This is a genomic window from Microbacterium sp. Root553, from assembly GCF_001426995.1.
GTDB lineage: Bacteria > Actinomycetota > Actinomycetes > Actinomycetales > Microbacteriaceae > Microbacterium.
This window is the reverse complement of record NZ_LMFY01000001.1, coordinates 1,706,564-1,720,649: the sequence shown is the minus strand read 5'-3', so window position 1 is coordinate 1,720,649 and position 14,086 is coordinate 1,706,564. Positions and strand designations below refer to the sequence as shown.

The following is a 14,086-nucleotide window of genomic DNA, read 5'->3' as shown; positions in this document are numbered from 1 at the left end:
TCTACTCTGAGCGCATGGACAGCGGGCTGATCTTCTACATCCTGTTCGGTCCCGCGCTGTTCGCGCTCGCCTGGTTCATCGTGGCGGGTATCAACCTGCTGATCCGCGTCATGGTCGACCGCCTGACCGTGATCCACGCGGGCCGCAGCGCGCGCACCTATGTGCGCAAGCACCAGCGCGACACCCTGCCCCACGGTCTGCTCTGACCCATGGACAACGGAGCGATTCCTTTCGCGCTGTTCGTCTTCCCGTTCTGGGCGGGTGTCAGTGCGTCCAGGTGTGCACGGGCTCGCCGGCCTGCATCCGCTCCAGGTAGTCCGCGAGCATGCCGTGCAGCGCCTCGGGCCGTGACGCGCCGGCGCGCTCGCGAGCCGCGACGTTCTCCCGCTGCCAGACGGCGCCGTTGCGTCCCGTGAGGCATCGCTGCTCGATGATGCCCAGATACCGATCACGCACCTCGGGGTCGACGCCGTACGCGTCCAATCCCTCGGCCGCCGCGGGCAGCAGTCGTCGCAGCACCAGCTCTCTCGGGCTGATCCCGCCGACCTCCGGCCAGTACAGCCGCGAGTCGATGCCGCCGCGGGCCGCGGCCTGAAGGTTCTCGGCCGCGGCGTCGAAGGTCATCTGCGTCCAGATCGGACGATCCGCCTCGGCCATGCTGCGCACGAGGCCGTAGTAGAACGCGGCGTCCGCCACCACGTCGACGACGCTCGGCCCCGCCGGCAGCACCCTGTTCTCGAGACGCAGATGCGCGGTCCCGCCCTCGACGTCGTAGACCGGGCGGTTCCAGCGATAGACGGTGCCGTTGTGCATGCGCAGCTCGGCGAGCTCCGGTGCACGCCCCTCGGCCAGCGCCTCGAAGGGATCCTCCTCCGCGCACACCGGCAGCAGCGCAGGAAAGTACCGCGAATTCTCCTCGAAGAGGTCGAAGATCGACGTCACCCATCGCTCGCCGAACCAGACGCGCGGACGCACGCCCTGATTCTTCAGCTCCTGCGGCCTGGTGTCGGTCGCCTGCTCGAACATCGGGATCCGCGTCTCGTGCCACAGCGCCTTGCCCGCGAAGAACGGGGAGTTCGCCGCGAGCGCCACCTGCACACCGGCGATCGCCTGCGCCGCGTTCCAGTACGCGGCGAACGACTCCGGTGCGACCTGCAGATGCAGCTGCACGGAGGTGCATGCGGCCTCGGGCAGGATCGTGTCGCAGACCATCGCGAGCCGCTCGACGGGTCGGTCATCGTTCAGGGCGACGCCGTCGAGCTGCAGCTCGATGTCCTCGCCCCGCGCCGAGAGGATCTGCTGACCCAGCAGGCTGTATCGAGGGTCTGCCGAGAACCAGCGCTCGGTGAAGTGCGTCTCGTCGAGCGTCGGGAGCATCCCGATCATCACCAGACTGCTGCCGGCCGACCGCGCCCGGCGATCGGCGACATCGAGCGAGCCGCGCAGCACGGTCTCGAGCTCCTGCAGATGCCCGTCTCCGATCGGCCGCGGGGCCACATTGATCTCGACGTTGAAGCGCGCGAGCTCGGTCTGGAACGCCGGCGAGGAGATCGCCTCGAGCACCGCGTCGTTCCCCCGGGCGGGTGCGCCCTGCTCGTCGACCAGATTCAGCTCGATCTCCAGACCGAGCTGCGAATCCGGGGCGTCGACGGCGGAGAATCGGCCGTCCGCCAGCATGGATGCCAGGGCCTCGAGACACCGCTCGGCCTTGGCGCGGAACTGCGTGCGGTCCTGGCGCGTGAACGTCCGCGCCTCGATGCTGTCGCCCATACGCCGACGGTATCCACCGTGCGCCGCCTCGTCGAGGAAGGCTCTCCATATTTCATTATTGTGACGCTCGCCATGATTGTTATATGTTTGCCGTGTCCGTCACGACAGGAAGCGACCCATGAGCACCGAGAACAACGAGCGCGAGCTCGAGGCCGGCATCGTCACCGATCTGTCCGGCCGGATGACCTACGGGTCGTACCTGTCGCTCGACCAGCTGCTCACCGCGCAGAACCCGGTCAGCGTGCCCGAGCACCACGACGAGCTGCTGTTCATCATCCAGCATCAGACCACCGAGCTGTGGCTCAAGCAGCTGCTGCACGAGCTGTCGTCCGCCCGCGAGCTCCTCGCCAGCGACGATCTGCGCGAGGCCCTGAAGCGCGTCGCGCGCGTCAAGCGCATCCAGGACGTCATGACCCAGCAGTGGGCGATCCTCGCGACGCTCACGCCCACCGAGTACGCGCAGTTCCGCGGCGCGCTCGGCAACTCCTCGGGCTTCCAGTCGGTGCAGTATCGCGCCGTCGAGTTCGCGCTCGGCAACAAGAACGAGAAGATGCTGAGCGTCTTCAGCGACCATCCCGCCAACCTCGCGCTGCTCACCGCCGAGTGGAACAAGCCCACGCTCTACGACGAGTTTCTGCGCTACGCCTCACGCCGCGGGCTGCCGATCCCATCCGAGATCCTCGATCGCGACGTGCGCCTCCCCTACCGCGAGACGCCCGAACTCGTGCCTGCGATCCGCGAGATCTACCAGAACCACCAGCAGCACTGGGACCTCTACGAGGCCTGCGAAGACCTCGTCGACCTCGAGGACAACTTCCAGTTCTGGCGCTTCCGCCACCTCAAGACCGTCGCCCGCACGATCGGCATGAAGGTCGGCACCGGGGGGTCGAGCGGAGTGGGGTTCCTGCAGCGCGCCCTCGATCTGACGTTCTTCCCCGAGCTCTACACCGTCCGCACCGAGATCGGCAGCTGATGCACGCCGCGACTTTCTTCGACGGCGAAGGATGGCGCGAGGGCATCGTCGAACTGATCGACGGACGGATGCTGCTGCGCGACGAGCGTCCCGCGCCCGGCGTGCCTCGTCTCGACGGCGTGATCATCGGCGGCTTCACCGACCACCACGTGCACCTGCAGCTCGTCGACCACACCCTTCTCGGCCGCTCGACGCTCGGACGCGTGGTGGATCTGGGCGCGACCCCGGAGGCCATCGCCGCACTGGCCGCAGCGCGTTTCGTCTCGGTCGCTGGCGCTCCCTCGCTCAACGAGCGGGGTGTTGACGACACGGACACCCGCTCGTTGAGCGAGCGGAGCGAGACGAAACGCGCCCCCACCGGCACGCTCGCGGACCAGGAGGGCGACCACGCCGACGCCTGCACGCTCGCGGACCGGGAAGGCGACAGCACCCGCTCGTTGAGCGAGCGGAGCGAGACGAAACGCGCCCCCCACCGCGTCGCGATCGACTTCGCGGGCGCGTTCCTCACGCCGGTCGGCGGGTATCCGAGCGACCGCAACTGGGCACCTGCAGGGTCATTCCGCGAGTTCGCGGACGCCGAGACGGCGCACGCGGCGGTCGCCGAGATGGCGGATGCCGGAGCATCCTTCATCAAGGTCGCGAGCAACGCCGACGCCGGGCCCGTCTTCGCCGACGACCTGTTCCGCGCGATCGTCGAGACCTCCTCCGGCCGCGGACTCCCCGTCGTCGCCCACGCCCAGGGCTCCGGCGAGGCCCAGCGCGTCGCGCGCCTCGGCGCCACCCGTCAGGCTCACGCACCCTTCACCGAGCGCCTCGACGACTCCGAGATCGCGGCGCAGGCCGCATCCGTCGCCTGGATCTCGACGCTCTCCATCCATGACGGTGACACGCTCGCCACGGCGGTCGACAACGTCCGCCGCTTCCATGCCGCCTGCGGCGCCGTGCTCTACGGCACCGACATGGGCAACGGCCCGACGCCCGTCGGGCTGAACCCCGCCGAGCTCGACGCCCTCCGTGACGCGGGCATCGACGGCGACGACCTGCTGCGCTCCCTCGCCCCACAGGACCCCCGCGACCCCGCATCCGTGCTGCTGCACCTTGCCGACGTCACCGCGACCCCGTCTTCCGCCCGCCCGCTCACCCCCGCCGATCTGAAGGTGTGACATGACCGACCCCCGCGATTCCGCCCGTCTCGAGACGGCACTTCTCGAAGAAGCCCGCGCCCTCGACGCCGCAGACCCCCTGCGCAGGCACCTCGACGCGTTCGCCGACGCACCGGGCGTCGACGCATACCTCGACGGGAACTCTCTCGGTCGCCCGTTGCGCGACATCCCCGAGAAGCTCGCCGCGTTCGTGCGCGACGACTGGGGCACGCGGTTGATCCGCTCCTGGGATGAGCAGTGGATGGCGCTGCCGATGGAGCTCGGCGACCGGATCGGCGCCCTGACACTCGGCGCCGCAGCCGGTCAGACGGTCGTCGCCGACTCGACCAGCGTGCTGATCTACAAACTGATGCGGGCCGCCGCGACCGCCGACGCCACCCGCACCGAACTGGTGATCGAGGCCGGGAACTTCCCCACCGACCGCTTCCTGGCCGCCGGTGTCGCAGCCGAGACGGGGATGACCGTGCGGTGGATCGAGCCCGACCCCGTGCGCGGAGTGCAGATCGCCGATGTGCGCGACACGATCTCCGAGCGCACGGCGCTCGTGTCGCTCAGCCACGTCGACTATCGCTCCGGGGCGCTCGCCGACATGCCCGGCATCACCGCCGCTGTGCACGAGGCGGGTGCGCTGATGATGTGGGACCTCTGCCACTCGGCCGGCGTCATCCCGATGCAGCTCGACGCCTGGGGCGTCGACATGGCGGTCGGATGCACGTACAAGTACCTGAACGGCGGACCCGGCTCTCCGGCGTTCGCCTACCTGCGCCACGACCACCAGGGCGTGCTGCGCCAGCCGATCCAGGGCTGGTGGAGTGCGGCGGACATCTTCGCGATGGGCCCTGAGTATGTGCCGGCCGGCGACATCCGCCAGCTGCTCAGCGGCACACCCCCGATCACCTCGATGCTCGCCATGCAGGGGATGCTCGACCTCCTCGAGCTGTCGACGATCGAGGGCGTCCGCGAGAAGTCGGTCTCGCTGACCGATCTCGCCGTCCGCGCCTACGACGCGGCTCTCGCACCCCTGGGCGTGCGCCTCCTGAGCCCTCGGGATTCCGCCCTTCGCGGCGGACACGTCACGATCGGGCACCCCGACTTCCGCGCGGTGACGCAGCGGTTGTGGGCGCAGGGCATCATCCCCGACTTCCGTTTTCCCGACGGCATCCGCCTGGGACTGTCGCCCCTCAGCACCTCGCACGTCGAGACGATCACCGGCGTGCTCGCGGTGCGGGATGCCCTGGAGTCGCATGAGCGCTGACCCCGGTCGTCGGGTCGTCGACGACGCGGTGCTCGACGACATCGATGCGCGCCCCGGCAGCACCGCCTCGCTGCTGCGCACGCTGATCGGCCTGTATCTGCGTCCGCTCGGAGAGTGGGTCTCCACGGCCGATCTGATCGCGCTCGCCCACGACCTCGGCATCCCCGCCGCGCAGGCGCGCACCGGCATCACCCGGCTCAAGCAGAAGGGCCTGCTGCTGGCCGAGCGTCGGCACGCCGTCGGATATCGCCTGAACCCGGCGGCCACGACGATGCTGGAGCGGGGCGACCGCCGCATCTTCGAGATGCGCGAGATGACGGATGCGGACAGCTGGTGCCTGATCTCGTTCTCGATCCCCGAGAGCGCCCGCGGTGTGCGCCATCAGCTGCGCCGCCGACTGCACTGGATCGGCGCGGGGGTGGTGTCGCCCGCTCTCTGGATCTGCCCCGGTCACCTGCAGGACGAGGCCTGGCAGATCGTCGCCGATCTCGACGCGCACCCCTGGGTCACGCTGTTCCAGGCGCACAGTCCGGTCATGGCGAGTACGCCACACGAGGCCGCCGCGGCCTGGTGGGATCTCGATGCGCTGCGTGCCGAGCACCTCGCCTTCCAGTCGGCGCTCGCGGCACTCCCCGACGACCCCTTCGCGGGGTACGTGCGCCTGATCGACAGCTGGCGCGTGCTGCCCTATCTCGACCCCGGCCTGCCGCCGTCGATGCTGCCGGAGGACTGGCCCGGCGGCGCGAGCGTGGCGGAGTTCACCCGGCTGTCCGCAGCGCTGGCCGATGCCGCGTGGCGGCGAGTGCGCGAGGTCACCGCGACGGCGGCGCCGTCGTCGCCCGCACCACGAGACGCGTCGGCAGGATGACGTTCATCTCGTCGATCGCCTGCCCCGACAGCAGCGTGAACACCATCTCCGCCGCCACCGACCCCAGCCGGCGCATGGGCTGCTGGATCGTGGTGAGCGGGAGCGCTCGGCGGGTCGCCTCGGGCACGTCGTCGAAGCCGATCACCGAAAGATCCGCCGGCACCCGCAGTCCGAGCTCGTGGGCGACGTCGATCACCGCGATCGCCGACAGGTCGTTGGCGGCGAAGATCGCCGTCGGACGGTTCGTCGCGCTGAGCATCACCCGCGCGGACTCCCTGGTCGCGTCCAGTTCGTAGCGGCCGATGCCGATGAGCGACGGGTCGAGGACGATGCCGGCGTCGGCCAGTGCCCGCCGGTACCCGGCGTCTCGGAGTCCTGCCGAACGCAGGTCGGGGCGCCCGGCGAGGAAGCCGATGCGGCGGTGGCCCAGCCCGATCAGGTGCCTGGTGGCCGTGAGCGCTCCCCCGAAGCTGTCGGATTCGACCGTCGGAAGATCGGCGCGTCCCGTGTGCGGGTCGATCGCGACCACCGGGATCTCGGTCCCCGCGCTGACCACGGTCGGGGTGACGAGGATCGCGGCGTCGATGAGTGTGCCGGAGAGCCGGCTCAACGAGCGTCGCTCCCAGCCGTCCCCCGCGCCGCGGTGCGAGCCGCTGTAGGCCAGCAGGTCGAAGGCCGTGTCGTGCACGGCGGTGCCGACGCCCTTGAGGATCTCGGCGCTGAACGGCTCGAAGTCGGCCAGCAGCACACCGATGACCCCGGTGCGGCGGGCCCGCATGCTGCTCGCGACGAGACTCGATTCGTATCCGAGATCCTTCACGGCGTCGAGGACCCGCTGCACGGTGGCATCGGCGATGCCGTATCGGCCGTTCACCGCTTTCGACACCGTCGACACCGACACCCCGGCCGCCCGAGCGACGTCGTGGATCGTGGTGCGAGCCCCCATGAGACGCCAGCGTAGCCCCGCGCGCTCCCGCATGGAAACTGTTTTCGAAAACGTTTGACGCCCTTCGAGCACGGCAGAAGACTGCATCCCACTGCGGTCTCACCCCCGAGCGTCCGCAGGCGCCCGCAGCGACGCGGTGCGCAACTCTCGATGAGGAGAACGATCACATGAACAGCAGAAGGCTCCCCCTCGCCTCCGCGGTCACCGTCCTGGCCGTGGGAGCGCTTGCCCTCTCGGGCTGCACGGCAGACGCATCCGGCACCGGTGACGGCGGCGACACCAGCATGACCCTCTGGCACAACTCGACCACCGGACCCGGCGTGGAGTTCTGGGAGAAGACGGTCGCCGACTTCGAGGCCGACAACCCGGGCGTCTCGATCGAGATCCAGTCCGTGCAGAACGAGGACCTCGACGGCAAGCTGCAGACCGCGCTGAACTCCGGCGACGCCCCCGACATCTTCCTGCAGCGCGGCGGCGGCAAGATGGCCGCGATGGTGAAGGCCGGGCAGCTCAAGGACCTCACCGACGAGATCACGGGTGCGGCCGCGGACGAGATCCCGGACGCCGCGTACTCCGCCAACAGCCTCGACGGCAAGATCTACGCCATGCCGGTCGCCGTGCTGCCCGGCGGGCTCTTCTACAGCCAGGATCTGTTCGACGAGGCGGGCATCACCGAGAACCCGACCACGCTCGACGAGCTGGAGAAGACGGCCGCCACGCTCAAGACCGCGGGCATCGACCCGATCGCGCTCGGGGCGAAGGATGCGTGGCCTGCGGCGCACTGGTACTACTGGCTGGCTCTGCGCGAGTGCAGCTCCGACACCCTCGCCGCAGCCGCCGACGAGATGGACTTCAGCGACGAGTGCTGGATCCGCGCCGGGGAGGACCTGGAGTCCTTCGCCGCCACGGAGCCGTTCAACTCCGGCTTCCTGACCACCCCCGCGCAGCAGGGCGCCGGTAGTTCCGCCGGCCTCATCGCGAACCACCAGGCCGCGATGGAGCTCATGGGTGCGTGGAACCCCGGAGTCATCGCCTCGCTGACCCCTGACGAGGAGCCGCTCGCCGATCTCAGCTGGTTCCCGTTCCCCGAGATCGAGGGCGGCGAGGGCGAGCCCGGTTCGATGATGGGCGGTGTCGACGGCTTCTCCTGCTCGGTCGATGCGCCCGACGCCTGCGTCGACTTCCTCAATTACCTCGGCACCTCCGACGTGCAGACGGCGTACTACCAGGCGTTCAACGCGCCGCCGGTCAACACCGTCGCCCAGGAGGCCGTCACCGAGCCCTACCTCCAGTCGATCCTCGAGGCGTACAACTCCGCCCCCTACGCGACCCAGTGGCTCGACACCGTCTACGGACAGAACGTCGGCAACGCGCTGAACGTCGCCGTCGTCACCATGCTCGCCGGTCAGGGAACCCCCGAAGACATCGTCAAGGCCGTTCAGGATGCCGCGGCGAAGGCGTGAGGCAGGAGCCCGGCTGGAAGTGATCCTTCTGGCCGGGCCCGCCCTGGTCGTCTTCCTCGCGTTCGTGATCTTCCCCGTGCTGATGGCCGCGTTCTACGGCTTCTTCAGCTGGCAGGGATACGGGCCGCCGACCGACTTCGTCGGCCTGAAGAACTACCTCACGATCGTGCAGGACCCGCTGTTCCTCGACGCGCTCGCGCACAACGGGTTCATCCTCGTCCTGTCCCTGGTGCTGCAAGGACCCGCGGCCATCGCGCTGGCGCTGCTGCTGAACCGGCGGATGCGCGGGCAGTCGCTGATCCGTGTGCTGATCTTCGTCCCGTACGTGATCTCCGAGGTGGTGGTGGGCACCGGCTGGAGCCTGATGCTCCAGACGAACGGCGCGTTCAACGACCTGCTCGAGAAGATCGGCCTGGGATTCCTCGCCACGGACTGGCTCTCGAACCCCGACATCGCGATCTGGACCCTGATGGCGATCATCACCTGGAAATACGTCGGATTCGCCGTCATCCTCTTCCTCGCAGGACTCCAGGGCATCCCCGAGGAGCTGCACGAGGCCGCGGCCATCGACGGCGCGTCCTACTGGCAGATCCAGTGGCAGATCACACTGCCGCTGCTCGCCCCGACACTGCGCATCTGGGCGTTCCTGTCGATCATCGGCTCGCTGCAGCTGTTCGACCTCGTCTACATCATCTGGGGGCAGTACATCGCCTCGACCGCGGGCACCTCGACCATGGCGACGTACATGGTCTCGGAGGGACGCAACGCCGGCAACTTCGGCTACGGCAACGCGGTCGCCGTGGTGCTGTTCCTGATCTCGCTCGTCGTCGCGCTCGTCTACCAGCGCGCCGTGCTTCGCAAGGACACCGACGGCGCGCTCACCGGAGCGTCGGGTCGGCCCCGCACGCGCACGACCCCCGACGCGCCGGTCGCGCCGGAACTCGAGAAGGAGTCCGTCCGATGACCGCCACCTCGGTGCTCGTCACCCAGCGTCCGGGACGCCCGTCCAGGCCGCGGCTTCCCTGGGCGAACCCCACGGTGTACTTCGTGGCGCTGATCGCCGTGGGCCTGATGCTCGCGCCGATCGCGTACATCATCGTCGGCGGGTTCCGCACGAACGCGCAGATCACCACGGATCCCGCGGGTCTGCCCCAGCCGTGGGCCATCGGGAACTACCTCGACGTGCTCACCGGCGGGATCTTCTGGCGCCAGGTGCTGAACTCGACGATCGTCGCGCTCGCGACGACCGTGGGCGTCGTCGCACTGGGGCTGATGGCGGCGTACGTGCTGGCCAGATACCGGTTCGCGGGCCGAGGCGTGCTCTACGCGTTCTTCGCCGCCGGACTGATGTTCCCGCTGACCGTGGCGATCACCCCGCTGTACATCGTGGTGCGCAGCCTCGGCCTGATGAACTCCCTCGGCGGGGTGATCCTGCCCCAGATCGCCTTCGCGCTGCCCACGACGATCATCATCCTGGTGCCGTTCCTGCGGGCGATCCCCGACGAGATCCAGGAGGCGGCGTTCATCGACGGCTGCAGTCGCATCGGCTTCTTCTGGCGGATGGTCCTGCCCCTGTCGCTGCCGGGGGTCATCACGACCGGCATCCTGGCCTTCATCGGCAGCTGGAACGGCTATCTGCTGCCGCTGTTCATCCTGAACGACGCCGCGACCTTCACCCTGCCGCTCGGGGTGCAGTCGTTCGCGTCGCAGTACTCCGTCGACACCGCCAAGGTGCTCGCCTTCACGTCGCTGTCGATGATCCCCGCACTGATCTTCTTCAGCCTGTTCGAGCGGCGCATCGTCGGAGGGCTCACCGGTGCCGTCAAGGGCTGATCCCGTCGAGCGCGCGATCGCCGACGACGAAGAGAACGAGAAAGAGACCACGATGTCGCAGTCCCCTGGCGAAGCACGCCACTCCCCCCGCGTCGATGCGCTGCTCGCCGAGATGACGCTCGACGAGAAACAGGCGCAGCTGGTCGGCTTCTGGGTCGATCAGGGCGATGAGGTGGTCGCCCCGATGGCCGGCGAGAAGCAGAGCTCAACCCGGTACGACGAGGCGACCGCGCACGGGATCGGTCACCTGACGAGGGTCTACGGCACCCGCCCTGTCGACCCCGCCGAACGGGCGGCCTGGCTCTGGGCGGAGCAGCGTCGGCTGCAGACGGAGACCAGACTGGGCATCCCCGCCCTCGTGCACGAGGAGTGTCTGACCGGGCTCGCCGCCTGGAAGGCCGCGACCTTCCCCACGCCGCTGGCGTGGGGCGCATCCTTCGATTCCGAACTCGTCGAGGAGGTCGGCCGGGCGATCGGGTCGTCGATGCGCACGCTGGGGGTGCACCAGGGGCTCGCCCCGGTGCTCGACGTGATCCGCGATCCCCGATGGGGGCGGGTCGACGAGTGCATCGCCGAGGATCCTCTGCTCGTCGGACGGGTGGGGACCGCCTACGTCCGAGGGCTGCAGTCCGAGGGGGTGCACGCGACGCTCAAGCACTTCGTCGGCTATTCCGCGTCTCGCGCCGGACGCAACCACGCCCCGGTCAGCGCCGGTCGGCGCGAGATCGAGGACGTGCTCCTCCCCCCGTTCGAGATGGCCGTCCGCGAGGGCGGGGTGCGCAGCGTGATGAACTCCTACGTCGACATCGACGGTGTGCCGGTCACCGCCGACGCCCACTACCTCACCGAGATCCTCCGCGACCGGTGGGGGTTCGACGGCGTGGTGGTGTCGGACTACTTCGCCGTCGACTTCCTGCGCACCATGCACCGCGTCGCGGCCGACAAGGCGGAGGCGGCGCGACTCGCCCTCACCGCGGGCCTCGACGTGGAGCTCCCCTCTCCCGACGCCTATCTGACCCTCGCCGCGCAGGTGCGCGACGGCCGAGTCTCCGAGGTGCACCTGGACCGCGCGGTCGCACGCGTCCTGTCGCAGAAGGAGGAGCTCGGGCTGCTGGATGCCGACTTCACCTCGCCCCCGACCGACATCGACCTCGACCCGGCGGAGCATCGCGAACTCGCCCGGCGCCTGGCCGAGGAATCCATCGTGCTGCTCAGCAACGACGGCGTGCTGCCGCTCGAAGGGAGCGCCCCCTCGCGCATCGCGGTGATCGGCCCCAACGCCGACAGCGCCGACGCGCTGATGGGGTGCTATTCGTTCGTCAACCACGTGCTCGCGCACCACCCCGGCACGCCCGCCGGCATCGCTCTGCCGACGGTCGTCGACGCCGTGCGCGACGAGTTCCCGCTCGCGGAGGTCACCACGACCCTCGGGTGCGACGTCGAGGGCGCCGACCGCTCCGGCATCCCCGACGCGGTGGCGGCCGCACACGCAGCCGACCTGGCGATCGTCGTGGTGGGCGATCGCGCCGGGCTGTTCGGGCGAGGCACGGTCGGCGAGGGCAACGACGTCGAGGATCTCGGGCTCCCCGGGATCCAGCGCGAGCTCGTCGAGAGCATCGTCGCGACCGGCACACCGGTGGTCCTGATCGCCATGACCGGTCGCCCCTACGAGCTCGACTGGGCGCTGCCCGCGCGCGCCGGCGCCACGGGCACGATGGTCGGACTCGGGGCCGTGAACGCCCCGGCGCCGGCGACCGCCCCGGCATCCGCTCCCGCCGCCGCGCCCCGGCGACCGGCGGCCGTCGTGCAGACGTTCTTCCCCGGAGAGGAGGGCGCTCCGGCGCTCGCGGGTCTGCTGAGCGGACGCGTGGTGCCGTCGGGTCGACTGCCGGTCTCGCTGCCCCGCTCGGCGGGGGCGCAGCCGTACTCGTACCTGCACGCGGTGCTGGGCGGTCGCACCGATGTGACCAGCGCCGACCCCACGCCCGTGCGGCCCTTCGGGTTCGGCCTGAGCTACACGACCTTCGCGCACGAGGGGCTCACGGCCCCCGCATCGGTCGCCGCCGGCGAGACACTCCACGCCTCCGTGCGGGTGCGCAACACCGGTGCGGTGGCGGCCACGGATGTGGTGCAGCTGTACGCGCACGACGAGGTCGCGAGCGTGGCCCGTCCGGTCGCCCAGCTGCTGGACTTCCGCCGGGTCGCGCTGCTGCCGGGCGCCGAGGTGGTCGTGCGCTTCGAGGTGCCGATCGACCGTCTCGCGTTCACCGGGCTCGACGGCGTGAAGCGCGTCGAGCCCGGCACGATCCGACTGTGGGTCGGCGGTGCCTGCGACGAGGAGGAGACGGTGGCCCGCTTCGAGATCGTGTGACGCGCGACGAGATCGAGTCTCGGCGCGCCCACTCGTGCTCCGAGACCCTGAGCACTCCGGGGCAGTGCCGTATCGTAGGACCGCGCGAATGCAGTGGCTCCAGCTGAGAGCCTTCCGCGCAATGTAGTGAAGGGTCGCATTCATGCCCACTTCCCCCGTCACGCTGCAGCGCCTCCCGGGCGAATACGTCGTCGCGCGTTTTCCTGTGTCGTCCGACGTCCGTTCCCTCCTGGTCGACGTGATCGGCGAAGGCCCCTTCGTCTCGATCACGCGCACCCCGCAGGAGATATCCATCGTGTGCCCCGCTGGCTCCGCACCGCCCGACGCCGAGATCGACGGGCCCTGGGCCGCCCTGTACGTCGGTGGCCCCATCCCCTTCGGATTGACGGGAGTGGTGACATCGCTGGTGTCTCCGCTGTCGGCGATCGGCTGCCCTGTGTTCGTCGTCTCCACCTACGACGGCGATGTACTGATGGTTCCCCGCGGAGACGCGGATCGTGCAGAGGACGCACTCACGAACGCCGGTCACCTGCTCATTTAGCCCTGCGGGACCTGTTTGACCAGGAGAACAGCGGCGACGCACTTCCGGTGGATCACGCCGCCAAGGGCGAAGATCAGGAACTACGACGACGGCGCCCAGAGTCGCCGATCGGCGAAACTTCCGATCAGGTCAGAACCCACCGCCGCGACGGAGAGCCCCGCCCGCTTCGAGATCGTCCGACGCACGACGAGACGGATGTCGCGCCGCAGCGCTGCTCCCTAGTCGTCCCCTCAGTCCGCCGAGTCGATCACCGTCTCCCGATCGCCGTCGACGAGCAGCGCCTGATCGTCGCGCAGCGGCAGAAGCCGGTGACTCGATCCGTACCGTGCGATGGTCTCGTCGATCAGCGAGGACGGGTAGGGCTCGAGCAGTCCGTCGGCATGGGGGATCACCGTGCGGTCGATCAGCCCCAGGCCTGCGAACTCGGTGAGGGACGGCGCATCGGCGGGATCGTCCATGAGCGAGGCGGGGGTGATGTCGGGCCCGGCGATGATCGACCCTGCGCTGCATCCGATGTACGGCATCCCGTCGCGCACCCGCTCGGCGAGGACGACGTCGCTCCCCGTGATCGTGAGCGCCTCGAGCAGAGCGAACGTGCTGCCGCCCGCGACATACACGGCGTCGACGGTGGAGAGCGTCGCCGCGAAAGCGGATGACGTGAGATCCCGCACCGTGATGTCGACGATCTCGTGCCCGAGAGCCTCGACGGCGCGACGTTCGGCGGCGACGAAGGGCGCGCCGGCATACGCGACCTGGGCATCGCGGATGTAGCCGACGCGCAGGGGTGCCCCGGGGCGCACGCCGTCGAGGAACGGACGCATCGCCCCGGGATTGCGGGAGAGGAGGAGGAGCTTCATCCGTCCAGCGTACGAATCGCCCCCGACATCGTCCGCCCCCCTGGCC

The 14,086-nt window shown here is 69.6% G+C and carries 13 protein-coding genes; 10 read left to right on the top strand and 3 right to left on the bottom strand.

Going from position 1 to position 14,086, the window contains the following annotated elements; all coding sequences use genetic code 11:
• Nucleotides 1-14 precede the first annotated feature (14 nt).
• On the top strand, nt 15-206 hold the full coding sequence (locus ASD43_RS07955; RefSeq protein WP_056415785.1) for a hypothetical protein: 192 nt from the start codon (nt 15-17) through the stop codon (nt 204-206).
• A 58-nt stretch (nt 207-264) separates the two neighbouring features.
• On the opposite strand, the gene ASD43_RS07950 is transcribed toward ASD43_RS07955, so the two are convergent.
• Entirely contained in the window at nt 265-1,770 is a 1,506-nt protein-coding gene (locus tag ASD43_RS07950) for a glutamate-cysteine ligase family protein (protein ID WP_056415782.1), read from the bottom strand.
• Between the two features lie 118 nt (nt 1,771-1,888).
• On the opposite strand from ASD43_RS07950, the gene ASD43_RS07945 reads away from it, so the two are divergent.
• From ASD43_RS07945 to ASD43_RS07930, 4 genes are read left to right on the top strand one after another with little or no spacing between them, the layout of a single operon-like run.
• Nucleotides 1,889-2,743: a tryptophan 2,3-dioxygenase gene (locus ASD43_RS07945; RefSeq protein WP_056415780.1), complete on the top strand. Its 855-nt coding sequence runs from the start codon at nt 1,889-1,891 to the stop codon at nt 2,741-2,743.
• Nucleotides 2,743-3,906: a hypothetical protein gene (locus ASD43_RS07940; protein ID WP_056415777.1), complete on the top strand. Its 1,164-nt coding sequence runs from the start codon at nt 2,743-2,745 to the stop codon at nt 3,904-3,906. The genes ASD43_RS07945 and ASD43_RS07940 overlap by 1 nt, the downstream gene beginning before the upstream one ends.
• 1 nt (nt 3,907) lies before the next feature.
• Nucleotides 3,908-5,161 (top strand): kynureninase, encoded by a 1,254-nt coding sequence (locus tag ASD43_RS07935; RefSeq protein WP_056415772.1) that lies wholly within the window; start codon nt 3,908-3,910, stop codon nt 5,159-5,161.
• Nucleotides 5,151-6,029 carry a PaaX family transcriptional regulator gene (locus ASD43_RS07930; RefSeq protein WP_056415768.1) on the top strand — a complete coding sequence of 293 codons (879 nt, stop codon included), beginning with the start codon at nt 5,151-5,153 and terminating at the stop codon, nt 6,027-6,029. The genes ASD43_RS07935 and ASD43_RS07930 overlap by 11 nt, the downstream gene beginning before the upstream one ends.
• Here ASD43_RS07930 and ASD43_RS07925 read toward each other — a convergent pair.
• Complete coding sequence (locus ASD43_RS07925; protein WP_056415764.1) at nt 5,974-6,975, bottom strand: LacI family DNA-binding transcriptional regulator; 1,002 nt, start codon at nt 6,973-6,975, stop codon at nt 5,974-5,976. The two genes, ASD43_RS07930 and ASD43_RS07925, sit on opposite strands and share 56 nt — an antisense overlap.
• Nucleotides 6,976-7,142: 167 nt before the next feature.
• Between ASD43_RS07925 and ASD43_RS07920 the strand changes: the two genes are divergently transcribed.
• From ASD43_RS07920 to ASD43_RS07900, 5 genes are all read left to right on the top strand, one after another.
• On the top strand, nt 7,143-8,438 hold the full coding sequence (locus tag ASD43_RS07920; protein ID WP_056415761.1) for an ABC transporter substrate-binding protein: 1,296 nt from the start codon (nt 7,143-7,145) through the stop codon (nt 8,436-8,438).
• Nucleotides 8,419-9,402 (top strand): carbohydrate ABC transporter permease, encoded by a 984-nt coding sequence (locus tag ASD43_RS07915; RefSeq protein ID WP_056415757.1) that lies wholly within the window; start codon nt 8,419-8,421, stop codon nt 9,400-9,402. Before ASD43_RS07920 ends, ASD43_RS07915 begins: the two co-directional genes overlap by 20 nt.
• A complete protein-coding gene (locus ASD43_RS07910; protein WP_056415754.1) occupies nt 9,399-10,271 on the top strand; it encodes a carbohydrate ABC transporter permease in 873 nt (290 codons plus the stop codon). Before ASD43_RS07915 ends, ASD43_RS07910 begins: the two co-directional genes overlap by 4 nt.
• A gap of 52 nt (nt 10,272-10,323) precedes the next feature.
• The gene (locus tag ASD43_RS07905) at nt 10,324-12,642 is read left to right on the top strand and encodes a beta-glucosidase family protein (RefSeq protein ID WP_082539446.1); all 2,319 of its coding nucleotides are present in this window, start codon (nt 10,324-10,326) and stop codon (nt 12,640-12,642) included.
• A 142-nt stretch (nt 12,643-12,784) separates the two neighbouring features.
• Entirely contained in the window at nt 12,785-13,183 is a 399-nt protein-coding gene (locus ASD43_RS07900) for an ACT domain-containing protein (RefSeq protein ID WP_056415753.1), read from the top strand.
• A gap of 230 nt (nt 13,184-13,413) precedes the next feature.
• On the opposite strand, the gene ASD43_RS07895 is transcribed toward ASD43_RS07900, so the two are convergent.
• Nucleotides 13,414-14,040, bottom strand: a complete 627-nt coding sequence (locus ASD43_RS07895) for a Type 1 glutamine amidotransferase-like domain-containing protein (RefSeq protein WP_056415748.1) — start codon at nt 14,038-14,040, stop codon at nt 13,414-13,416.
• Between the last annotated feature and the right edge of the window lie 46 nt (nt 14,041-14,086).